A 22,261-nucleotide genomic window follows, 5' to 3' on the forward strand; every position below is an offset into this window, starting at 1 on the left:
CGGTGGGGCGGCTCGCTTCGCGTTGCCGGGTGGCGGTTTGGGTGCGTGGTGGGGTGGCTTGCGTTGCGTTGCCGGGTGGCGGTTGGTGCCGTGGTCGGTGGGGTGGCTCGCTTCGCGTTGCCGGGTGGCGGTGTTGTGCGGTGCGGAGTCAGCCCGGCTCGCGTTTCCGTGCCTCGATCAAGAATCGGTACGAGTGCGCGACGAATGGGCCCTCGGCCTGAATCCGTTGGTGCAGCTGCAAAAGCCGCTCCCGGTAGCGCTCGGCGGAGAAGTCCGGCACCGTCCACAGCACCTTCCGCAGGAAGTGCACCACGGCGCCGACATCCCCGAACTCCACGCGCAGCGCCGCCTCCCGCAGGTCGACCACCTCGAGCCCCGTGGCCTCCGCCTGCTCGACGGCGCGGCGCGGGCTGCGCGCCTGGCTGACCGGTTGCGGGCCCATCATGAAGTCGATCAGCTCCTGGTTCGAACCGGCGCCGACCTGTTGCGAGAAGTACGTACCGCCCGGAGCGAGCACGCGGCTGATCTCCGGCCACGCCGCCACCACCGGATGCCGGCTGGTCACCAGATCGAACGTGCCGTCGCGAAACGGGAGGGTGTCCTCCGCCGCGCGCGCGACGCGGCCACCCATCGGGTCGAGATTCCGTTGCGCCACAATGGCATTCGGGGGCCAGGCCTCGGTGGCGGCGAGCCGGGCCGGTGGCTTCGGGATGCTCGCCACGACCTCGCCGCCACCGGTCTGCACGTCGAGCGCCACCTTCGCCCGCGCCATCCGCTCGCCCAGCAATCCGGCGTAACCCCACGGCGGACGCTCCTCGCTGGCGCGGCCCTCGAACCAGGAGAAATCCCAGCCCGCCAGCGGCATGGCCTCCCCTTCGGCGACGAGTTCGTCGAAGGTCATCGGCACTCCAGGGCGTCCACGATGAGGTCGAGCAACCGCTTGGTCTGGTCCGGGGTGTCGTTGTCCGCGGTGGACAGCAGCGCGCCGAAGATCATCGCGGTGACGTCCTCGGGCCGCACGTCGGAACGCAGCGAGCCCGCCCGCGCACCCGCTTCGAGGATCGTGCCGATCGCCGCGGTGATCCGTTCCTTCGTGGGTTTCGTGATGCGGCCGGACGACCAGCCGGCACGGAGCGTGTCGAGAAACCCGTGCTTCACCGCGACGAACTGCGCGTAGCGGTCCATCCAGGCGCGGAGCGCGGCGTCCGGCGCCAGCTTCCCGAGCAGCTCGGCCGGGCTCGCGGTGACGGCGTCCAGCTCCGAGGCGTAGACGGCTTCGATGAGCGCCTCGCGGGTGGGGAAGTGGCGGTACAGCGTGCCGATCCCGACGCCCGCCTCGCGCGCGATGTGCTCCAGCGGGATGGCGTTGTCCGCCCTGGCGAACGCGTCCCGCGCGACCGCGACCAGGCGGTCCCGGTTGCGGCGCGCGTCGGCCCGCAGGGGACGATCGGCTGCCTGACTCAAGCGGAGGCACCTCCGTTTGTGCTAGTGTCGGTTATGCGGAACCACCTCCGCTTAGCCCATTCTTCCACAGGCAGGACATTTCCGATGGCCGCTGGCACTCCCTCCTCCGACACCACAGCCACGGGCGCGCCGCGCCCCGGTGGCCCCGGCGCCTTCGCCGGGCGCACCGTCTCCCGCGTCGGCTACGGGGCGATGCAGATCAGCCGGCTCACCGAAGACCGCGCCGGGGCGATCGCGTTGCTGCGCCGCGCCGTCGAGCTGGGCGTGGACCACGTCGACACCGCCGAGTTCTACGGCTTCGGGTTCGTCAACGAGGTCCTCCGCGACGGCCTCCGCCCCGACGACGACGTGCTCGTGGTCAGCAAGGTCGGCGCCACCCCGAACCCGGGCGGCAGACTTCCGCTGCGCACGGCGCAAAAGCCTGAGGAGCTGCGCGCGAGTGTCGAGGACAACCTGCGCAGCCTGGGCATGGACCAGGTCCCGGTGGTGAACCTGCGCCGCACCGACCACGGGCCCGGCGTGAAGGCCGAGGGCGACCAGGTGGTCGATCTCGACGACCAGCTCGCCACCATGATCGCGCTGCGCGACGAGGGCAAGATCGGCGCGATCGGGCTCAGCAGCGTCAGCCTCGACGTGCTGCGCCGGTCGCTCCCCGCGGGCATCGTCTGCGTGCAGAACGCCTACAGCCTCGTGGCCCGCGAGGACGAGGAAATGCTTGCGCTGTGCGAGAAGGAAGGCATCGCGTGGGTGCCGTACTTTCCGCTCGGCGGCGCGTTCCCCACCATGCCGAAGGTGACCGACGAGCCCGCCGTCGTCGCCGCGGCGGAGTCGCTCGGCTGCACCCCCGCGCAGGTCGGCCTCGCCTGGCTGCTGCGGCATTCGCGGAACACGCACCTCATCGCGGGCACCGCGGACGCCGGTCACCTGGAGGCCAACATCGCCGCCGGCCGGATCGAGCTGGACGACGCGACGGTCGCGGCGCTCGACGCCGTCCCGTCGCGTTCGGCGCAGGTGCCGCTCGGCTGAGCGCCACCCGTCCGGCGGCGTACCCGGCACGAAGGGCGAAACCCGGCTGCCCCATCCGTGGGGTGGCCGCGCGCATCCGTGTGACGTGCGATGACAGGGGCCAGGCCGGGAGATCATCGTTGAGAGATGGCGGACCTGGAGGAGCTCGCCGGGGCGCTGCTCGTCCAGTGCCGTCCCTCGGAAGCCCGCGCGGCGGCCGAGGTCGCCGGCGCGCACGCCGCCGGTCTCGTGCTCACGGCCGGGAACCCGGAGCCCGTGGTCGAAGACCTGCGCGCGGGCGGGTTCACCGGCCCTATCCTGTGCGACGCTGGGCGCTACTCCGGCTCCCGGCGGATCCCGGCGTCCCGCGGCATCCGGCAGGCGTGGGTGCGCCGCCAGCACGCGCTCGGCCTCGTCGCGCTGACCGACTCCGGGTACCTCGCCCCGCGAGACCTTCGTGGCCTGCGCACGATCCTGCGCCCGGCCCGCGAGCTGGAACCGCCGGTGATCGCGATGCTGCCGATGGCGGCGCGCTGGTTCGCCACCGACGCGATCGTCGACACGCTCCTGCGCGAGATCGACCGGGCAGGCGTGCCGGTGGCCGTCGCGATCGAACACCGCCGGGACCCGTTCGGCGCCCAGTACGTCCTGCGCGGCTGGCTGCGCCTGGTGAAGTCGGCGACCGTGCCCGTGCTGTTGTTGCGCTCCAACGTTTCCGCGCTCGGCGCCCTGTGCCACGGCGCGCACGCGGCCGCCGTCGGCACCAGCAGTTCCCTGCGCCGCCTGCACCCGCTCGCGCCGTACAACCAGCCGCCACCGCCGGGCGTTTCCGCCTTCGTGACGCCGTTGCTGGGCTATCACCGGCTCGAAACGCTCGCGCGGATCCCGGAGCTGAGCGAACTCTGGAAATGCGAATGCCCGGTCTGCTCCGGCCGCACGCCCGGGGCGCGGGAGGCGTTCCGGCATTCGCTGCACGCCCAGCTCCGGCTCCGCGGCGGGCTGCACGGCACCGCCTGGCACGAACGATGTGGTCAGGCGCTTTTCCTGCACCAGCGGATGACCGAGGCGATCCCCGGCTGGCGGCCACCCGACGGCGTGCGCAGCTGGTACCAGGTCACGGCGACGCCGGAGCCGGCGAACTGAACCTGTCGCGCAGCACCCAGGTCTGGCCCAGCGTCCACAGGTTCTGCGCGAGGAAGTACAGCAACACCCCCAGCGGCAACGGGAAGAACGAGCCGGAGACCAGCACGCCCAGCGGCGCCAGGTACACCAGCGCCTTCGTGATCGACGGCGCTTCCGCCTGGCGGCGCAGGGAGATCTTCATGCTGACGAACGTCGCGAGGCTCGTCAGGAGCATCAGCGGGATGCCGACCGCGAGCATGTGCGCGTGATCGGTGCCGAACGTGGCGAGCTGCGACGCCGGCTGGCTGAGCCAGTTCCCCAGCCTCGCGCCGAAAATGTCGGCCCGCACGAACGAAAGCACGCCCTGCCGGTCGAACACGAAGTTGCTCCGCGCGTCGGGATGGAAGTCCCGCAACACCGTGTACAGGCAGAAGAACACCGGGAGCTGCACCAGGGACATCAGGCAGCTGCCCACCGGGTTCACGCCCAGTTCCTTCATTTCCGCGCTGAGCCGTTGCGGATCGTTCCGGTGTTTTTCGCGCAGTTCCTTGATGCGCGGGGCGGCCTCGCGCATCTTGGCGGCAGCGCGCAGCTGGCTCAGCGTGGGTTTCAGCAGCAGCGCCCGCAGGGTGAAGACGAGGAAGAACACGGCCAGCGCCCAGGCGAAGCCGTTGTCCGGGCCGAGCAGGAAACCGAAGACCTGGTGCCAGAGCCAGAGAATGGCCGACACGGGGAAGAGCAGGAAATCGAACACGAGCAGCACTCCGTATGCCGAAGAGGAAAAGGACAGGCGGCAGCGGCTGCGCGGTGACGCAGAGAGGGAAGTGCTTACGCAGCCGCGAAAACGGCTGTGGGTGCTCGTGGCCTGGAGCGGCCGGGGGCGTTCGGGTCACGCAGGCGGAGGAAAGCCGCCTGCCGGGCGCGCACGCCCAGCCCGACCGCTCGCCCGCGCACCGGCCCGGAGACCGGATCCAGTTGCGGCGCGGCGAGACAGACGAGCAGGATCGCCGCCGCCCCGGCCGCGAGCAGCGCGGGCAGGGCCAGCGGGGTGGTGGTCAGCAGCTGCAGCAGGGGCAGCGCGGACAGCAGGGCCGGGACGAGAAAGGCCAGCAGCCACCTCATCCGCAGCGCGGAGCTCCCCGGTTCGACCACGTCCGCCACGATAGCGCGTCCGATGAGTTTCCGGTCGCGTGCTGGTCCATCCTGGCAACGACGGAAAGGCGGGGAAGATGACCGATCTGCGGGCGCTGCTCGACCGGTACGTGGCCGACGGGACCGTGCCGGGCGCGGTCGCCCTGGTCGCGCGGGGTGAGCACACCGAGGTGGCCGCCGTGGGGTCCGCCGACGTGGAGGGCACCGCGCCGATGGCCCGGGACTCGATCTTCCGCTTCGCCTCGATCACGAAGGAAGCCGTCTCGGCGGTGGCGATGATGCTCGTCGAGGACGGCGTCCTGCGCCTGGACGACCGCATCGACCGCCGGCTCCCGGAGCTGGCCTCGCCGAGGGTGGTGCGCACGCCGAGGAGCCCGGTCGACGACGTGGTCCCGGCGAACCGGCCGATCACCGTGCTCGACGTGCTCAGCTCGCGGATGGGCTACGGCTTCCCCTCGGATTTCACGCTGCCCGCCGTGCAGCCGCTGTTCGACGAAGTGCAGGCCGACGGCCGCAACCCCCAGAACTTCCCGCCGCCCGACGAGTGGCTCACGAAGCTCGCCCGCATCCCGATGCTGTATCAGCCGGGGGAAGCGTGGCTGTACAACACTTCCTACGACGTGCTCGGCGTGCTGCTGGAGCGGGCCAGTGGCTCCTCGCTGCCGGACCTCATGGCCGAGCGGCTGTTCGAACCGCTGGGCATGGCCGACACCGGCTTCGTAGTCCCGGCGGCGAAGCGCGGCAGGTTCACCAGCTTCTACCGGGTGCGTGAGGACGGCGGGCTGGAGCTGTCCGACGCGCCGGACGGGCAGTGGAGCACCCTGCCCGCGTTCGCGTCGGGCGCGGGCGGGCTGGTGGGCACCGTCGACGACTGGCTCCGCTTCTCGCGGATGCTGCTCGCCGAAGGCACGGCCGGAGGCCGGCGGCTGCTGTCGGCGGAATCGGTGCGGCAGCTGGTGACCAACCACCTCAGCCGCGCCGACCGGGAGTCCTCGGCACTGTTCCTCGAAGGCCACGGCTGGGGTTTCGGCGGTTCGGTCGACGTCGCCACCACCGAGCCCGGCAACGAACCGGGCCGCTACGGCTGGGTCGGCGGCACCGGCACGTCGGCGCACCTGGTGCCGGGCGCGGAGGCGGTGAGCATCCTGCTGACCCAGGTGGCCATGGCCGGCCCGGCCGCGCCGAAGATCATGCGCGACTTCTGGGTGTACGCCGCGCGCTGAACAGTCCGTTGTGGACGGTTCAGCGGCCCTGTTTCGCCATCCGGGCACGGACTTCCGGGCGCCGCAGCGGGGGCACGGTCGTCGGTGGCTGCTTGCGGGCCGGCAGCTCGCCGAGCAGCCGCGCGGTGATCGTGGCGATCTCCGCGACCGCGGCCTCGAAGGGCTCGCGGGTGGCGTCGGACAGGGTCTGCACCCCGGTCACTTTGCGTACGTACTGGCGGGCGGCCGCCTCGATCTCCTCGGCGGTGGCCGAGGGCTCCAGCCCCCGCAGGACGGTGATGTTCCGGCACATACCCCACAGCGTAGCCGTGCTCCGGGGCAGAGGCGCCGGTCAGCAGGTCGAAGCCCCCTCACAGCCGTGCCGGCCCGGCACTGTCTACTGTGGAACGTCGGTCTCCCGTAGCGCGGTGACGACGCTGCCGAGGTGACGCCGGACCGCGCGCTCCGCGCCCTCCGGGCTGCGCGCGCACAGTTCGTCGATGATGGCCAGGTGCTCGGGCAGCGAAACCTGCGGGCGGCCGGGCCGCAGCGCCAGCCGGAAAGCGTGCCTTACGTTGCGGGCGCGCAGGTTCACGAGCACCTCGGCGGCCACGGCCTGCGCGCCGATGTCGCGAATCCGGTCGTGCAAAGCGGAATTGAGCTGCGAGTAGGTCATCACCTCGCCGCCGCGGACCGCGTCCTCCATGCGACGGCCCAGTTCGCGCAGCTCGGCTATCTCCGCGTCGGTGATGCGCTCGGCCGCCTTCGCCGCGCAGAGGCCCTCGACCACCATCCGCACCTCGGTGATCGCGATCGCTTCGGCGAGGGTCACCTGCCGCACCCGCGCGCCGCGGTTCGCGATCCGCTCGACGATGCCCTGATGGCTCAGGTCGACCAGCGCCGCGCGCACCACGCCGCGGGTGGTGCCGAACAGCTCGCTCAGCTCCGCTTCCACGAGCCGCTGGCCGGGGGCGAAATCCCCCGCCACGATGGCGGACCTGAGTCTTTCGGCGACGTCGCCGGGATCCGCCGCGCCTTCGCGTGCGCTGGTACTCACGTGGGCTCCTAGGTGTCGTGACCCGGGGTCCCGTGAGCGTAAACCGCGAACGAAATTGTGCACAACATCCCGGCCCGGCCCGGCGTTCGACGGGATTTCGTGGGATTTTCCCCGGATCGGCCCCGCGGATCTCGCCAATTTTTGTGCGCGGGATTGGCTTCACAATTGTTCACAATCGCTGTAACCTCCGTCACGATCTGTCGGACCGCAACGCTGCGCGACACGGGTGGCGCGCACTCTCCCAAGGAGTCCCCATGCACCGGTTCCTCACCCGCGGCCCACTCGTGCGGCGGGTACTCGCCGCGGCGGCCGCGCTCGCGCTCACCGTGACGGCCACCGCCTGCGGTTCGAGCGGCAGCTCGTCCACCACCACCCCCGAGGGCAACACGGCGCTGAAGGTCGGGGTGATCTCCATCGTCGACGTCGCCCCGATCTATCTGGGCGTCAGCAAGGGTTTCTTCAAGGAACAGCACCTCGACCTGACGCTGGAGACGGCGCAGGGCGGCGCGGCGATCGTGCCCGGCGTGATGAGCGGGCAGTACCAGTTCGGCTTCAGCAACACGACTTCCCTGCTGCTGGCCCAATCCCAGGGCCTGCCGGTGAAGGTGGTCAGCTCGGGCAACTCCTCGACGGGCACGCCGGGCAAGGACTTCGGCGCGGTGATCGTCAAACCGGACAGCCCGATCAAGACCGCGGCCGACCTCGCGGGCAAGAAGATCGCGGTGAACACCCTGAAGAACATCAACACCACCACCATCAACAGCGTGGTGCGGCAGGCGGGCGGGGACCCGTCGAAGATCCAGTACGTCGAGCTCGGCTTCCCCGACATCGCCGCCGCGGTGGCCAAGGGCGACGTGGACGCGGGTCAGGTGGTGGAGCCGTTCCTGACGATCGCGACCCAGCAGGGCGACCGCCAGGTGGTGTCGAACTACGCGGGCACCGACCCGAACCTCGAGGTCGGCATGTACTTCAGCTCCCAGCAGTACCTCCAGAAGAACCCGCAGGTGGCACAGGAGTTCACCGCCGCGATGCAGAAGTCGCTGACCTACGCCCAGGAGCACCCGGACGAGGCGCGCGCGATCCTCAGCAGCTACACGAAGATCGACCCGAAGGTGCAGGCCGCGATGATCCTGCCCAAGTGGAGCCCGGACATCGACAAGGCCGCGGTGCAGAAGCTGGCCGACCTCGCCCAGCAGGACGGCCTGATCACCAAGCCCGCCGACGTCACGGCCCTGCTCCCGTGACGAGCGGAAACCCCCGCACGCCAAGGTGGCGCGCATGACGGACGCCGCGGTGTCCCGGCGCGGCGGATTCTCGATCCGCCGCGGCCGGGACGCCCTGCTCGGGGTCACCGGGCTCGTGATACTGGTGGCACTGCTGGAAATCCTGCCGCGGTCGGGGATCGTCGACCCGCGATTCCTGGCCCCCGCCAGCGAAATCGCCAAGGCGCTCGGCGACGAGCTGGGCCAGGGCGCGTTCTGGACGTCGCTGGGGCAGACCCTGCTCGGCTGGGCGATCGGCCTCGCCATCGCCATGGTGGCGGGGATCGTGCTCGGCATGATCATCGGCAGCGTGCCGTTCCTGCGCGCGTTCACCAGCTCCACCATCGAGTTCCTCCGGCCCATTCCCTCGGTGGCGCTCATCCCGCTGGTGGTGCTGATCTACGGCAGCGAACCGCAGTCCGCGCTCGTGCTCGTGGTGTACGCGTCGGTCTGGCAGGTGCTCGTGCAGGTGCTCTACGGGGTCGCCGACGTCGATCCGGTCGTGCGCGACACCGCGCGCTCCTACCGGTTTTCGCGGTGGTCGATGGTCCGCCACGTCATCTGGCCGACCGCTTTGCCTTACGTGGTCACGGGTTTCCGGCTGGCCGCCGCCGTCGCGCTGATCCTGGAGATCACCGCGGAGCTGATCATCGGCGTGCCCGGGCTGGGCAAGGACATCGGCGTCGCGCAGGGTTCGGGCGCCGTGCCGCTGACCTACGCGCTGGTGGTCGTCGTCGGCCTGATCGGCGTCGCGGTCAACGTGCTGGCGCGCAGGGTCGAACGGCGCGTGCTGCGCTGGCACAGCTCGGTCAGGAAGGACGTCGGATGAACCTCCGTGGCGCGGCGAAATCCGTCGCCTACGCGCTGGCGCTGCCGGTGATCCTCGTGGTCGTCTGGTGGTTCGCCAGCGCGGACAGCGAGAACTACTTCTGGCCGCCGCTCAAGGAAATCGTCTCGGCGTTCGGCGAGACGTGGACGGCGGACAAGTGGACCGGTGACGTGCTGCCGAGCCTCGGGAACCTGCTCGCTGGGTACTTTCTCGCGCTCGTGCTCGGCATCCTGCTGGGCACCGTCATCGGGCTTTCCCGCACCGTGCGGGCGTTGTGCGAGCCGGTGCTCGAGTTCTTCCGTGCGATCCCGCCGCCGGTGCTGGTGCCGATCATCGCGCTGTTCACCGGGTTCACCGGGGTGGTCCCGAAGATCGTCACCATCGCGCTCGGCTGCCTGTGGCCGATCCTGCTCAACACGGTGGAAGGCGTGCGCGGGCTGGACGAGGTGCTGCTCGACACGGCGCGCTCGTACCGGTTCCGCCGGCGCACACGCCTGGTGCGCGTGGTGATGCACGGGGCGAGCCCCCAGGTCGCCGCCGGGGCGCGGCAGGCGTTGTCCATCGGCGTGATCCTGATGGTGGTCAGCGAGCTGTTCGGCGCCAACCGCGGTCTCGGCGCGTCGATCGTGCAGTTCCAGCGGAGTTTCGCGATTCCGGAGATGTGGACGGGCATCATCCTGCTCGGCCTGCTCGGCGTGCTGCTCTCCGTCCTGTTCCGAATAGCCGAGCACCGGGCGCTGGCGTGGTACCGCGGGCTGCGCCGGGCCGAGAAAGAGAACTGATCGACAGTGTCTACTTCGGACGAACTCGCCCTCGAAGTGCGGGGCCTGCACAAGGTCTACCGCGGGCACGGCGACGACGTGGAAGCCGTGCGGGAGCTGACTTTCGCCGTCCCGCGCGGGGAGTTCCTGTGCGTCGTCGGGCCTTCGGGCGCCGGCAAGACCACGCTGCTGCGGTGCATCGCCGGATTGCTCGACCTCAGCGGCGGGGAGGTGCTGCTCGAAGGCCGGAAGGTGACCGGGCCGCCGGAGGGGATGGCGGTGGTGTTCCAGGAGTACGGGCGCAGCCTGTTCCCGTGGATGACCGTGCGGCAGAACGTCGAGCTGCCGTTGAAGGAGCGGAAAGTCCCGCGCGCCCAGCGTTCCGCGAAGGTGGACGAGGCCCTCGAAGCGGTGGGGCTCGCGGACAGCGCCTCGAAGCATCCGTGGCAGCTTTCCGGTGGTATGCAACAACGTGTGGCCATCGCGCGCGCGACCGCGTACGAGCCGGCGGTGTTGCTGATGGACGAGCCGTTCGCCGCCGTGGACGCCCAGACGCGGGCCGAACTGGAGGACCTCGTGCGGTCGCTGTGGCACCGGCTCGGGGTGACGATCCTGTTCGTCACGCACGACATCGACGAGGCGATCTACCTGGGCCGCCGCGTGCTCGTGCTGTCGAACCGGCCGACCGTGGTGCTGGAGGACGTGCCGGTGGACCTGCCGGACGAACGGGATCAGCTGTCCACCCGGTCCACGCCGAAGTTCGCGGAGCTGCGCGGGCACGTGTACGAACGGATCCAGGCGGCGAAGCAGGGATACCGGCCGGAAGAGGGCTAGTGTTCCTTCCATGCGGAAGCTGATCGCGACGGTCTTCAATTACTCACTCGACGGTTTCCTGGCCGACGAGGGGACCGATTTCTGGGAGTTCTGCTTCAGCCTGCCCGAAATCCGGCAGCCGGTCGATCCGGCGCACCTCGAGTTCCAGCGGGGTGCCCACGCCCACCTCATGGGCCGCACGACCTACGAGGGCATGTCACAGGCCATGACCACCACGGACCACCCGTTCGCCGAAACGTTGACCGGCGTGCGCAAGGTGGTGTTCTCGCGGAGTTTGAAGACGGCCGGGTGGGCCAACACCACCATCGCCGCGGGGGACACGGCGGAGGAGATCGACAAGCTGCGCCGTGGCGGGGACGGCTATCTCGTGGCCTGGGGCGGCGTCGGTTTCTGGCGCTCCCTGATGCGCCTGGACCTCATCGACGAGTTCCGGGTGAGCCTGTTCCCCTATGTGGCGGGCGAAGGCACCCGGCTGTTCGACGGATTCCCGAAGTCCTACCGGCTGGATCTGGTGTCCAGCACGCCTTCGAGGACCGGGAGCGGGATCGTGGAGCTGTGCTACCGGCGGCATCGGTGAGGTGGCGGGTTGTTATGGAGTCCACTATGGACACTCGCCGCGGCGTCGATCCGGGCCACGGGCGGCAACCGGGCGCGTCCGGTCCCGTGGTGTCCTGTAACTGGGCTCACATGCGAAACTGCGTCCCGGGTGCTACCAATGAAGTCCGAAAAGTACGTCATTGCGCAGCGATCCGGCCCGCGAGTGCGATGGCGGGATGCCGGGTGCGCGTAGCCCTGGCGTGGATGGAGAGGGTTCGATGCTGGTCGGAGTGCTGAAGGAGGCCGCCGCGGGGGAGACCCGCGTGGCCGCGACACCGGCGACGGTCACCCAGCTGCTGAAGCTGGGCTACGACGTCGTGGTGGAGCCGGGGGCCGGTGCGGCGGCGAGTTTCGCCGACGAGGCCTACAGCGAGGCCGGCGCGTCGGTCGGCGAAGCGGTGAAGGCGGACATCGTCCTCGGGGTCAATGCCCCTGGAAAAGCCCAGCTGGACGCGATGTCGCCGGGCGCGACGCTGATCAGCCTGCTGAGCCCGGCGTTGAACAAGGAACTGGTCGAGGACCTCTCGAAACGGCCCATCACCGCTTTGGCGATGGACGCCGTGCCACGGATTTCGCGCGCGCAGTCGCTGGACGTGCTGTCGTCGATGGCCAACATCGCGGGCTACCGCGCGATCGTCGAGGCCGCGCACGCGTTCGGCCGGTTCTTCACCGGTCAAGTCACGGCGGCGGGGAAGGTGCCGCCCGCGAAGGTGCTCGTCGTCGGCGCTGGCGTCGCCGGGCTGGCGGCCATCGGCGCGGCCGGGTCGCTGGGCGCGGTCGTCCGCGCGACCGACCCGCGGCCCGAGGTGGCGGACCAGGTGAAGTCCCTCGGCGGTGAGTACCTGTCGATCGAGGCGGCCGACGTCGAGGTCTCCTCGACCGGTTACGCCAAGGAGATGAGCGACGACTACAAGACCCGCGAGGTCCAGCTCTACCGCGACCAGTGCCGGGACGTGGACATCATCGTCACCACGGCGCTGATCCCGGGCAGGCCCGCGCCGCGGATCATCACCGCCGACATGGTCGCCTCGATGCGTCCGGGCAGCGTGATCGTCGACATGGCCGCGGCGAACGGCGGCAACGTCGAGGGCACGGTGGCGGGCAAGGCCGTCACCACCGCCAACGGCGTCACCATCCTCGGCTACACCGATCTGGCCGGCCGCCTGCCCACGCAGTCCTCCCAGCTGTACGGGACGAACCTGGTCAACCTGATGAAACTGGTGACCCCGGCCAAGGACGGCAAGCCGGTGTTCGACCTCGACGACGTCGTGATCCGGTCGATCACGGTGGTCAAGGAGGGCGAGCTGCTGTGGCCGCCGCCCCCGGCGCAGGTCTCGGCCGCCCCGAAGGCCGCGCCCAAGGAGCCCGCGCCCGAGCCGGAGCCGAAGAAGAAGATGTCCCCGGCGGCGAAAATCGGGCTGACCGCGCTCGCGGGCGTCCTGTTGTTCCTGCTGGTCGCGGCGTCACCTCCGGCACTGCAAGGACATCTCACCGTGTTCGCGCTCGCGGTGGTGGTCGGGTACTACGTGATCGGGCACGTGCACCACGCGCTGCACACGCCGCTGATGTCGGTGACGAACGCGATCTCCGGGATCATCGTGGTCGGCGCGCTGTTGCAGGTGGGCCATGGCAGCGCGGCGGTCACGTGGCTGTCGTTCGCCGCCATCCTGCTGGCGTCGATCAACATCTTCGGCGGATTCGCCGTCACCCGGCGCATGCTCTCCATGTTCTCCCGCAGCTGAGCCCGACCAGGAGGTCTGCAGATATGAACCTCGAAACGGTCGCTCAGGCGGCCTACATCATCGCAGCGTTGTTGTTCATCCTCGCGCTCGCGGGGTTGTCGAAGCACGAAACGGCCAAGACAGGCAACGGTTTCGGCGTCGCCGGCATGGTCGTCGCGCTCGCGGCCACCATCGCGCTCGCCGTGCAGCGGGATATTTCCGCGCTCGGGATCGTGCTGCTGGTGGTGGCGATGGTGCTCGGCGCCGCCGTCGGCCTGCAGCGCGCCCGCGCCGTGCAGATGACCGGGATGCCCGAGCTGATCGCGTTGCTGCACTCGTTCGTCGGGCTCGCGGCCGTGCTGGTCGGCTGGAACGGGTACCAGCAGGTCGAAGCCGACCCCACCGGCGCGGAGGCGCGCTCGCTCGACGCGCTCGGGCTCGGCGGCATCCACTCCGCCGAGGTCTTCATCGGCGTGTTCATCGGCGCGGTCACGTTCACCGGGTCGATCGTGGCGTTCCTGAAGCTGTCGGCCAGGATCAAGTCCTCGCCGTTGATGTTGCCGGGCAAGAACTTCCTCAACCTCGGCGCCCTGGTGGTGTTCGTGGCGCTGACGATCTGGTTCGTCGCGTCGCCGCAGTTGTGGCTGCTGATCGCGGTGACCGTGGTGGCGCTCGCGCTGGGCTGGCACCTGGTGGCGTCCATCGGGGGCGGCGACATGCCGGTGGTGGTGTCGATGCTGAACAGCTACTCGGGCTGGGCGGCCGCGGCGAGCGGGTTCCTGCTGGAGAACAACCTGCTCATCATCACCGGCGCGCTCGTCGGCTCGTCGGGTGCGTACCTGTCCTACATCATGTGCAAGGCCATGAACCGCTCGTTCATCTCGGTGATCGCGGGCGGGTTCGGGATCGAGGCCGGGCCTGCGGAGGACACCGACTACGGCGAGCACCGCGAGATCACCGCCGACGGCGTCGCGGAACTGCTGGCCGACGCGTCCAGCGTGATCATCACGCCGGGCTACGGAATGGCTGTGGCGCAAGCACAACACGGTGTCGCGGAGCTGACACGCAAGCTGCGGGAGCGCGGCGTGACGGTGCGCTTCGGCATCCACCCGGTCGCCGGGCGCCTGCCGGGGCACATGAACGTGCTCCTCGCCGAGGCGAAGGTGCCCTACGACATCGTGCTGGAAATGGACGAGATCAACGACGATTTCGCCGACACCGACGTCGTGCTGGTCATCGGGGCCAACGACACCGTCAACCCGGCCGCGGCCGAAGACCCGGGCTCGCCGATCGCGGGCATGCCCGTGCTGACGGTGTGGGAGGCGAAGAACGTGGTGGTGTTCAAGCGGTCCATGTCCTCGGGCTACGCGGGGGTGCAGAACCCGCTGTTCTTCCGGGAAAACACGGCCATGCTCTTCGGCGACGCGAAGGAGCGGGTGGAGGACCTGATCCGCGCGTTGCCCGCGGGGTCCGGAAGTTCGGCCCAGCCGTCCGTCGGCGCGGGCATCTCCTGACGAGATTCGTGGGCGGGGCCTGGTCGCCTGGCCCTGCTCACGGTCAAATTCCGGCGTGCGACAGCGCGCCCCAGCCCAGGAGAATGAGCAAGCCAACCGCGAAAACGGCGACAACGCGATCGCGGCGAGGGCGGGGCTGCGCCGCCACCCCCATTTGGCCGCCGCCGCGGCGCCCGCGAACAGAACCATCGCCAGCAATGCCAGGGCGAACTAGGCGAGCACCTCGCCCAAACCCTTGACCGTGCGGACGAAGCCGGAACCCAGCGCGCTGAAGCCGGGTGCAAGCGGGGCGCGCCCGGGCCGGTTTCAGCGCCCGTTGTCCCTGCCGGATCGGAAACCCTCATCCCACCCGCTGTGTCGATGCCCGCACGACCAGCTCCGGAGTGAAGACCACCTGCTGGTGCTGGTGCAGGGGATCCGTCGTCTCCTGCAGCAGCAACTCCGCGGCCGTACGCCCCAGGCGCCGCCGGGGCTGACGCACGGACGTCAGCGGAACAGCCGCGGCAGCGGCGAATTCGATGTCGTCATACCCGACGATCGCGAGGTCGTCCGGGACGCGCAGGCCCAGGCTCACGCACGTCTGCAACAGCCCCAGCGCCAGCAGGTCGTTCACGCAGAACGCGGCCGTCGGGCGCGAAGCGGCCGGGAGGCCCGCCAGCCGCTGCCCGGCATGGCGGCCATCGGCGACCGTGAGGCTCGTGGTGGTCAGGTCGACGAGGTTCTCAGGACCCAGACCCGCCTCCCGTAGCGCGCGCAACGCGCCTTCGTGGCGGTCGCGGACCTGGCCGAGCGAAGCGGGTCCGCCGATGAAGCCGATCCGTTCGTGCCCCGCCTCCAACAAGTGCTGGACCGCGATGTGCCCGCCGTACACGTCGTCCACGGCCACCGAACAGTGCGTCGCGGCATCGCGGGTGCGGTCGACGATCACGACGGGCGTACCGCGCAGCACGAGATCATCCAAAGTGGACGATCGTGGATCCACCGGGGTGATCAGAACCCCTTGCACCCGTTGCTGTTCCAGCCTGCCGAGATACGAGCTCTCCCGCTCCGCCCGGTTGTCGCTGTTGCACAGGAACAAGGACAGGTCACCCTCGTCGGCGGCGTCCTCCATCCCTGCCGCCACGTCGGCGAAGAACGGGTTGCTGCCGTCGAGCATCACGTACGCCACGGTCCGGCTGCGCCCCGCCCGCAGCTGGCGCGCCGACTCGTTCCGCACGAACTTCAGCTCAGCCATAGCGGCTTCCACCCGGGCGCGGGTGCCGGGGCTGACCCGGTCCGGCCGGTTCAGCACGTTCGACACCGTCCCGAGCGAGACGCCGGCGGCGGCCGCCACGTCCTTGATGCCCGCGGCGCGGACCTCGGGGACGTCCGGGGAATCCTGCACCGGCATCCGCGTCTGCCTTCCGTTGTTGAAACGTAACACTCGCTGCCCGAGGGTAACCCCCAGTTCAGTAAACCGCTGCTGAACTGGATCTTTCATGCAGCATTGACTTTGTGATCCGCTGCATAGTAGCGTCACCGCGCCAGGTTTGTGAAACCTTTCAATCGGAGGTCGCGATGGTGCGGCAGGACCCGGGCCCCGTGCCTTTACTGGAGGTCCGCGGCGTCACCAAGTCGTTCGGCGCGGTGGCCGCCGTCGCCGGAGTTTCGTTCCCCCTCCACGCCGGCGAGGCCCACGCTCTGGTGGGCGAGAACGGCGCGGGGAAATCGACCATCGTCAAGATGCTCGCCGGGGTCCACCGCCCGGATTCGGGCACGCTGCTGGTGGACGGCCGCGAGGTCGGGTTCTCCTCGCCCGCGGACGCCAAGGCGGCCGGGATCGCGGTCATCTACCAGGAACCCACGCTGTTCCCCGATCTCTCGGTCGAAGAGAACATCGTGATGGGCCGCCACCCCAAGGGCCGCGCGGGGATGATCGACCGGCAGGCGATGCGCGCGGAGGCCGAACGCCTCTTCGCCCGCCTGGGGGTGCGCATCGACCCGGCCCGCCCCGCGCGTGGCCTGTCGATCGCCGACCAGCAGATCGTGGAGATCGCGAAAGCGCTTTCCGCGGACGCGCGAGTGCTGGTCATGGACGAGCCGACCGCCGCGCTCTCGCTCGTCGAAGTCGAGCGGTTGTTCTCCGTCGCACGGAATCTGCGGGACGAGGGCGCGGCGATCATGTTCATCTCGCACCGCTTCGAGGAGATCACCGAGCTGTGCCAGCGCGTCACGATCATGCGCGACGGCAAGCACGTCTCCACCGACGCGCTGGACGATCTCACCGTCGACGAGATGGTGCGCCGCATGGTCGGCCGCGAGCTGGACGCGCTGTTCCCCAAACAGGACGTCGAACCGGGCGCGGTGGTGCTCGAAGTCACCGGCCTCGCCCGCGAAGGAGTCTTCCGCGACATCTCGTTTTCCGTGCGTGCGGGCGAAATCGTCGCGTTCGCGGGGCTGGTCGGCTCCGGGCGCTCGGAGGTCGTGCAGGCGGTGTTCGGAGTGGACGAACGCGACGCGGGCGAAGTTCGCTTGCTGGGCAAGAAACTCCGCCCCGGCTCGCCGCGCGCGGCGATGTCCGCCGGGATGGCGCTGGTCCCGGAGGACCGGCGCCAGCAGGGCCTGGTGATGGACCTGTCCATCGAGCGCAACGTGACGCTGCCGCGCTCGGGCAAGCTCGCCAAGCTCGGGTTCCTGTTCGGCCCGGGGGAGCGGCGCGAGGCGGTCCGCTGGACGGAGCGGCTGCGGACGAAGTACCGCAGGCTCGGCGACGCGGTCGCCACGCTTTCCGGGGGAAACCAGCAGAAGGTCGTGCTCGCCAAATGGCTTTCGATGGCGCCCAAGGTGCTGATCGTGGACGAGCCCACGCGCGGGATCGACGTCGGTACGAAGGCGGAGGTGCACCGGCTGATGTCCTCGCTGGCCGCGGAAGGGGTCGCGGTGATCATGGTCAGCTCCGAGCTGCCCGAGGTGCTCGGCATGGCCGACCGCGTGCTCGTGATGCGGGAAGGCCACATCGTGGCGGAGATCCCGCGCGCCGGGGCCACCGAGGACTCGGTGATGTTCGCGGCGATGGGGCAGGAGGCAGCGTGAACGCGACGAAGCTGGCGGCGCCGGCTCCTCGTGAGGCGACCGTACCGGGAAGGCGGACGGTGTTCGGCACAGTGTTCAAGGCACGCGAGTCCGGGATCGTGCTCGCGCTGGTGGTGCTCATCGCGTTCACCGCGACCCAGAACGACCGGTTCCTCTCCGGCCAGAGCATCCGCGACATCCTGCTCGGCACCGCGATCCTCGCGGTGCTCGCGATCGGCCAGGCGATCGTGATGATCACCCGCAACATCGACCTGTCGGTCGGCTCGGTGCTGGGCCTGTCCGCGTTCGCGGTCGGTTCGCTGCTGCGGGCGAACCAGGGCCTGCCGGTGATCGTGGCGGTGCTCGCCGGGCTCGCGCTCGGCGCGGCCTGCGGTCTCGTCAACGGCGTACTCGTCCGGTTCGGCCAGGTGCCCGCGCTGGTGGTCACCCTCGGCACGCTCTACGCCTACCGCGGCGCGGTCTACTTCTGGGCCGGCGGGCAGCAGATCAACGCCGACAAGCTGCCACAGTCCTTTTTGGAGTTCGGCAACTCCTCGGTGCTCGGCATCCCGTGGCTGGTGCTGATCGCGGTCGTGGTGCTCGTCATCGCGGGGCTCTTCCTCCGCAACTACCGCGCGGGCCGTGAGCTGTACGCGATCGGCTCCTCCCCGCAGGCGGCCGAGCTGGCCGGGATCAAGGTCGGCCGCAACACGATCGGCGCGTTCCTCGTCAGCGGCGCGCTGGCCGGGCTCGCGGGCGTGCTGTTCGCCGCGCGGTTCGGCACGATCGACGCCGCCGCGGGCAACGGCTACGAGCTCAACGTGGTGGCCGCCGCCGTGGTCGGCGGGGTCGCGGTGTTCGGCGGCAGCGGTTCGGTGTGGGGCGCGGCCCTGGGTGCCCTGCTGCTCACCGTCATCGGCAGCGCGCTGGCCGTGCTCGACATCAACCAGTTCTGGCAGCAGGCCATCGTCGGCGCGCTGATCCTGCTCGCCATCGGCGCCGACCGGCTGGTCGCGGCCCGCGTCGCGAAGGCACTCAAGAAGAGGGATTCCCATGTCTGACAAGGGGACTCGCCCGGCGTGGCTGTCCAGGCTGGCGAGCTGGGACGCGGCGGTCATCGTCATCACGGTGCTGGTGCTGGTGATCGCCTCCGGCGCGGTGGAGAACTTCGGCACCGGCCGCAACTTCACGTTCCTGCTGCTGGACCTGCTGCCCATCGCGCTGGTCGCGCTGCCGATGACCTTCGTGATCGTCACCGGCGAGATCGACCTGTCGGTGGCGAGCACCCTCGGGCTCACCTCGGCGGTGATGGGTGAGCTGTGGGACAAGGGCATGGCGATCGAGACGATCATGCCGGTGTGCATCGTGCTGGGCGCGGTGCTCGGCGCGCTCAACGGCTTCTTCGTCACCGTCCTGAAACTGCCTTCCCTCGCGGTCACCATCGGCACCCTCGCGCTGTACCGCGGCCTCGCGTTCGTGGTGCTGGGCGACAACGCGGTCGCGGATTTTCCGCGCGACTACACGTCCTGGATCACCGGCACCATCGGCGACGGGCCCATCCCGAACGTGCTCCTCCCGCTCATCGTGCTCGCGGTGATCTTCGGCCTCGTGCTGCACGCGACCCCGGTCGGCCGCGCGACCTTCGCGGCCGGCGCGTCCGAGCAGGCGGCCCGGTTCGCCGGGATCCGCGTGGGACGCCTCAAGTTCTGGCTCTACGTCGTCAGCGGGGCGGTCGCCGGACTGGCCGGAGTGGTGTGGACGCTGCGGTACTCCAGCGCCCGCGCGGACAACGGCCTCGGCCTCGAACTCGCCGTCGTCGCGGCGGTGCTGCTCGGCGGGGTCTCGATCTTCGGCGGCAAAGGGACGCTGCCGGGCGTGCTCGCCGGGGTCGTGCTGCTCGCGACCCTGCAGAACGCCTTGCGGCTGCAGGACGTTTCGAACGAGGCGCTCAACATCGTCACCGGGGTGCTGCTGATCATCTCGGTGCTCCTCCCCAACATCGTCACCCGGACCCGGGCCGCTTGGCGGCGCCGGGCCACCACAGGAGAAAGGCAACCAGCCCAATGAAGACACGACTCCTCGCCGGTGCGGTGTCGGCAGCACTGGTGCTGACGGTGGCCGCATGCGGTGGCACCACGAAGAACGACAGTTCCTCGTCCGGTGGCGCCGCGCAGTCGACCGCCACCGCGGACCCGAACGCGGCCACCAAGACGGGCGTGAAGATGGCCTTCCTGCCCAAGCAGCTGAACAACCCGTACTCCGACATCGAGGTGGGTGGCGGGCAGTCCGCGCTGAGCGAGCTGAAGGGCGAGTACAAGCTCGTCGGCCCCAACGACGCGAGCGCGTCCAGCCAGGTCAGCTACATCAACACGCTGATCCAGCAGCAGCAGGACGTGATCGGCATCGCAGCGAACGACCCGAACGCGGTGTGCCCGTCGCTGAACCAGGCGCGCCAGGCCGGGGTGAAGGTCGTCGCGTTCGACTCCGACGCGGCCAAGGACTGCCGCGACGTGTTCATCAACCAGGCCAGCACGCAGAGCATCGGCGAGCAGCTGGTGAAGATGGCCAGTGAGCTGGCTGGTGGCTCGGGGGAGATCGCGATCCTGTCCGCGACCCCCAACGCCACCAACCAGAACGCGTGGATCGACGTGATGAAGACCGAACTGGCCAAGCCGGAGAACGCCGGGCTGAAGCTGGACAAGATCGCCTACGGCAACGACGACGACCAGAAGTCGTTCCAGGAGGCCCAGGGCCTGCTGCAGTCGTTCCCGAACCTGAAGGTGATCGTCTCGCCGACCACGGTCGGCATCGCGGCCGCCTCGCGCTACATCAGCTCCTCGAACTACAAGGGCAAGGTCGCGGTGACCGGGCTGGGCACGCCGAACCAGATGCGCCAGTACATCAAGGACGGCACGGTCAAGGAGTTCGCGCTCTGGAACCCGGCCGACATCGGCTACCTGGCCGCGTACGCGGGCGTGGCGCTGGCTTCGGGCCAGATCACCGGTACCGAGGGCCAGAAGTTCAAGGCGGGCAAGCTCGGCGACTACACCATCGGCAAGGACGGTGAGATCGTCCTCGGCCCGCCGACGGTCTTCGACGACAAGAACATCGACCAGTTCAACTTCTAGCGGCACTTCCGGCCGGGCCGCGCGGACCGCGGCCCGGCCGGGTTCCACAAAGGATGGACCGTGGCCAGGTACTGCTTCTGCCTGCAGGTGAAGCCCGAGCGGATGACCGAGTACGCCCAGCAGCATCGCGCGGTGTGGCCGGAGATGCAGGAGGCCCTGCGTGAAACCGGCTGGCGCAACTACTCGCTCTTCCTCCGCGACGACGGGCTGCTGATCGGCTACGTCGAGGCGGACGACCTCGGGGCCGCGCAGGCGGCGATGGCCCGCACCGAGGTCAACACCCGCTGGCAGGCGCGGATGGCGGAGTTCTTCACCGGTCTGGACGGACGGGGCCCCGACGAGGGGTTCGTGCTGCTCGAAGAGGTTTTCCACCTCGAAGAAGGAAAGTGATCGCGTTGACCGACATGACGGCCGTGAAATCCGCGCTGCGGGCCCAGCGGATCGAGACTCCCTCGTGGGCCTTCGCCAACTCCGGTACCCGCTTCAAGGTGTTCCCGCAGCCCGGGGTGCCGCGCACGCCGGAGGAGAAGATCGCGGACGCGGCGACCGTGCACCGGTTCACCGGTGCCGCCCCGACCGTGGCCCTGCACATCCCATGGGACCGCGTCGACGACTACGGCGCGCTGCGCGCGTACGCCGAGGACCTCGGCGTGCGGATCGGTGCCATCAACACCAACGTCTTCCAGGACGAGGACTACAAGCTCGGTTCGGTGACCAACCCCGACCCCGGTATCCGCCGCAAGGCCACCGACCACCTGCTCGAAGCGATCTCCATCATGGACGCCACGGGCTCGCGCGACCTGAAGCTGTGGTTCTCGGACGGGCTGAACTACCCCGGCCAGGACGACCTTCGCGACCGCCAGGACAGGCTCGCCGAAGCGCTGCGCGAGGCCTACGACCGGCTCGGCGGCGACCAGCGGATGTTGCTGGAGTACAAGCTTTTCGAGCCCGCCTTCTACGCCACCGACGTGCCGGACTGGGGCACCTCCTACGCGCACTGCGTGGAACTGGGCCCGAAGGCGACCGTGTGCATCGACACCGGGCACCACGCGCCGGGCACGAACATCGAGTTCATCGTGGCCTTCCTGCTGCGTGCCGGGAAACTGGGCGCCTTCGACTTCAACTCGCGCTTCTACGCCGACGACGACCTGATGGCCGGCGCGGCGGATCCGTTCCAGCTGTTCCGCATCCTGTACGAGATCGTCCGCGGCGACGCGCTGGACCCGGCGTACGGCATCAACTTCATGCTCGACCAGTGCCACAACATCGAGGCGAAGATCCCGGCGATCATCCGCTCGGTGATGAACGTGCAGGAGGCCACCGCGAAGGCGCTGCTGGTGGACCGGGACGCGTTGCGCGCCGCGCAGCGGGCGGGGAACGTGCTGGAGGCCAACGCGATCCTGATGGACGCCTACAACACCGACGTCCGCCCGATCCTGGCCGAGGTGCGAACCGAAGCGGGGCTGGACCCGGACCCGATCGCGGCGTACCACCGCAGTGGTTACCAGGAGAAGATCGTGGCCGAGCGTGCCGGTGGGCAGCAGGCCGGATGGGGAGCTTGA

The 22,261-nt window shown here is 69.7% G+C and carries 23 protein-coding genes; 16 read left to right on the plus strand and 7 right to left on the minus strand.

The genetic code is table 11. The features are described 5' to 3' along the window. Window positions 1–148: 148 nt before the first annotated feature. Together FPZ12_RS24910 and FPZ12_RS24915 are read right to left on the minus strand one after the other, a co-directional pair. Window positions 149–901 (minus strand): class I SAM-dependent methyltransferase, encoded by a 753-nt coding sequence (locus FPZ12_RS24910; RefSeq protein WP_208025994.1) that lies wholly within the window; start codon window positions 899–901, stop codon window positions 149–151. Continuing rightward, on the minus strand, window positions 898–1,464 hold the full coding sequence (locus FPZ12_RS24915; protein ID WP_144754120.1) for a TetR/AcrR family transcriptional regulator: 567 nt from the start codon (window positions 1,462–1,464) through the stop codon (window positions 898–900). Before FPZ12_RS24915 ends, FPZ12_RS24910 begins: the two co-directional genes overlap by 4 nt. An 84-nt stretch (window positions 1,465–1,548) precedes the next feature. On the opposite strand from FPZ12_RS24915, the gene FPZ12_RS24920 reads away from it, so the two are divergent. Together FPZ12_RS24920 and FPZ12_RS24925 are read left to right on the plus strand one after the other, a co-directional pair. Further along, window positions 1,549–2,490: an aldo/keto reductase gene (locus FPZ12_RS24920; protein ID WP_144754123.1), complete on the plus strand. Its 942-nt coding sequence runs from the start codon at window positions 1,549–1,551 to the stop codon at window positions 2,488–2,490. A 126-nt stretch (window positions 2,491–2,616) separates the two neighbouring features. Then, complete coding sequence (locus FPZ12_RS24925) at window positions 2,617–3,612, plus strand: hypothetical protein (RefSeq protein WP_144754126.1); 996 nt, start codon at window positions 2,617–2,619, stop codon at window positions 3,610–3,612. Here FPZ12_RS24925 and yidC read toward each other — a convergent pair. Together yidC and FPZ12_RS24935 are read right to left on the minus strand one after the other, a co-directional pair. Next, window positions 3,584–4,345, minus strand: coding sequence for a membrane protein insertase YidC (gene yidC / locus FPZ12_RS24930; RefSeq protein WP_144754129.1), 762 nt, complete (start codon window positions 4,343–4,345; stop codon window positions 3,584–3,586). The genes FPZ12_RS24925 and yidC overlap by 29 nt on opposite strands. Window positions 4,346–4,419: 74 nt before the next feature. Then, complete coding sequence (locus FPZ12_RS24935; protein WP_208025995.1) at window positions 4,420–4,743, minus strand: DUF6412 domain-containing protein; 324 nt, start codon at window positions 4,741–4,743, stop codon at window positions 4,420–4,422. A gap of 77 nt (window positions 4,744–4,820) precedes the next feature. On the opposite strand from FPZ12_RS24935, the gene FPZ12_RS24940 reads away from it, so the two are divergent. Next, window positions 4,821–5,966: a serine hydrolase domain-containing protein gene (locus FPZ12_RS24940; RefSeq protein WP_144754132.1), complete on the plus strand. Its 1,146-nt coding sequence runs from the start codon at window positions 4,821–4,823 to the stop codon at window positions 5,964–5,966. Between the two features lie 19 nt (window positions 5,967–5,985). Here the strand turns inward: FPZ12_RS24940 and FPZ12_RS24945 are convergent, their stop codons facing one another. Next, entirely contained in the window at window positions 5,986–6,258 is a 273-nt protein-coding gene (locus tag FPZ12_RS24945) for a DUF2277 domain-containing protein (protein ID WP_144754135.1), read from the minus strand. Between the two features lie 84 nt (window positions 6,259–6,342). Then, window positions 6,343–7,002, minus strand: coding sequence for a GntR family transcriptional regulator (locus FPZ12_RS24950; RefSeq protein WP_144754138.1), 660 nt, complete (start codon window positions 7,000–7,002; stop codon window positions 6,343–6,345). 254 nt (window positions 7,003–7,256) lie between these two features. Here FPZ12_RS24950 and FPZ12_RS24955 point away from each other — a divergent pair, with 254 nt between their 5' ends. The 7 genes from FPZ12_RS24955 (at window position 7,257) to pntB (ending at window position 14,520) form a co-directional block, all read left to right on the plus strand. Beyond that, entirely contained in the window at window positions 7,257–8,246 is a 990-nt protein-coding gene (locus FPZ12_RS24955) for an ABC transporter substrate-binding protein (RefSeq protein ID WP_144754141.1), read from the plus strand. A 34-nt stretch (window positions 8,247–8,280) separates the two neighbouring features. Then, a complete protein-coding gene (locus FPZ12_RS24960) occupies window positions 8,281–9,093 on the plus strand; it encodes an ABC transporter permease (protein WP_144754144.1) in 813 nt (270 codons plus the stop codon). Beyond that, a complete protein-coding gene (locus FPZ12_RS24965; RefSeq protein WP_144754147.1) occupies window positions 9,090–9,875 on the plus strand; it encodes an ABC transporter permease in 786 nt (261 codons plus the stop codon). The genes FPZ12_RS24960 and FPZ12_RS24965 overlap by 4 nt, the downstream gene beginning before the upstream one ends. Before the next feature lie 6 nt (window positions 9,876–9,881). Then, a complete protein-coding gene (locus FPZ12_RS24970; RefSeq protein ID WP_144754150.1) occupies window positions 9,882–10,688 on the plus strand; it encodes an ABC transporter ATP-binding protein in 807 nt (268 codons plus the stop codon). 10 nt (window positions 10,689–10,698) lie between these two features. Beyond that, window positions 10,699–11,265 carry a dihydrofolate reductase family protein gene (locus FPZ12_RS24975; RefSeq protein WP_144754153.1) on the plus strand — a complete coding sequence of 189 codons (567 nt, stop codon included), beginning with the start codon at window positions 10,699–10,701 and terminating at the stop codon, window positions 11,263–11,265. A gap of 238 nt (window positions 11,266–11,503) precedes the next feature. Then, a complete protein-coding gene (locus FPZ12_RS24980; protein WP_144754156.1) occupies window positions 11,504–13,027 on the plus strand; it encodes a Re/Si-specific NAD(P)(+) transhydrogenase subunit alpha in 1,524 nt (507 codons plus the stop codon). 23 nt (window positions 13,028–13,050) lie between these two features. After that, entirely contained in the window at window positions 13,051–14,520 is a 1,470-nt protein-coding gene (pntB, locus tag FPZ12_RS24985; protein WP_144754160.1) for a Re/Si-specific NAD(P)(+) transhydrogenase subunit beta, read from the plus strand. Between the two features lie 340 nt (window positions 14,521–14,860). Here the strand turns inward: pntB and FPZ12_RS24990 are convergent, their stop codons facing one another. Next, complete coding sequence (locus tag FPZ12_RS24990; RefSeq protein WP_144754163.1) at window positions 14,861–15,910, minus strand: LacI family DNA-binding transcriptional regulator; 1,050 nt, start codon at window positions 15,908–15,910, stop codon at window positions 14,861–14,863. A 167-nt stretch (window positions 15,911–16,077) separates the two neighbouring features. On the opposite strand from FPZ12_RS24990, the gene FPZ12_RS24995 reads away from it, so the two are divergent. Genes FPZ12_RS24995 through rhaI form a run of 6 tightly spaced genes read left to right on the plus strand, consistent with a single transcriptional unit; the run spans window position 16,078 to window position 22,261 of the window. Further along, window positions 16,078–17,592, plus strand: a complete 1,515-nt coding sequence (locus FPZ12_RS24995) for a sugar ABC transporter ATP-binding protein (RefSeq protein WP_144754166.1) — start codon at window positions 16,078–16,080, stop codon at window positions 17,590–17,592. Beyond that, complete coding sequence (locus tag FPZ12_RS25000) at window positions 17,589–18,632, plus strand: ABC transporter permease (RefSeq protein WP_208025996.1); 1,044 nt, start codon at window positions 17,589–17,591, stop codon at window positions 18,630–18,632. The genes FPZ12_RS24995 and FPZ12_RS25000 overlap by 4 nt, the downstream gene beginning before the upstream one ends. Further along, entirely contained in the window at window positions 18,625–19,638 is a 1,014-nt protein-coding gene (locus FPZ12_RS25005; RefSeq protein WP_144754169.1) for an ABC transporter permease, read from the plus strand. The genes FPZ12_RS25000 and FPZ12_RS25005 overlap by 8 nt, the downstream gene beginning before the upstream one ends. Continuing rightward, on the plus strand, window positions 19,635–20,699 hold the full coding sequence (gene rhaS, locus FPZ12_RS25010; RefSeq protein WP_144754172.1) for a rhamnose ABC transporter substrate-binding protein: 1,065 nt from the start codon (window positions 19,635–19,637) through the stop codon (window positions 20,697–20,699). The genes FPZ12_RS25005 and rhaS overlap by 4 nt, the downstream gene beginning before the upstream one ends. Before the next feature lie 60 nt (window positions 20,700–20,759). Continuing rightward, a complete protein-coding gene (locus FPZ12_RS25015) occupies window positions 20,760–21,089 on the plus strand; it encodes an L-rhamnose mutarotase (protein WP_144754175.1) in 330 nt (109 codons plus the stop codon). Then, complete coding sequence (gene rhaI / locus FPZ12_RS25020) at window positions 21,086–22,261, plus strand: L-rhamnose isomerase (RefSeq protein ID WP_144754178.1); 1,176 nt, start codon at window positions 21,086–21,088, stop codon at window positions 22,259–22,261. Before FPZ12_RS25015 ends, rhaI begins: the two co-directional genes overlap by 4 nt.

It is taken from the genome of Amycolatopsis acidicola (assembly GCF_007713735.2).
In the GTDB taxonomy this organism is placed as follows: domain Bacteria; phylum Actinomycetota; class Actinomycetes; order Mycobacteriales; family Pseudonocardiaceae; genus Amycolatopsis_E; species Amycolatopsis_E acidicola.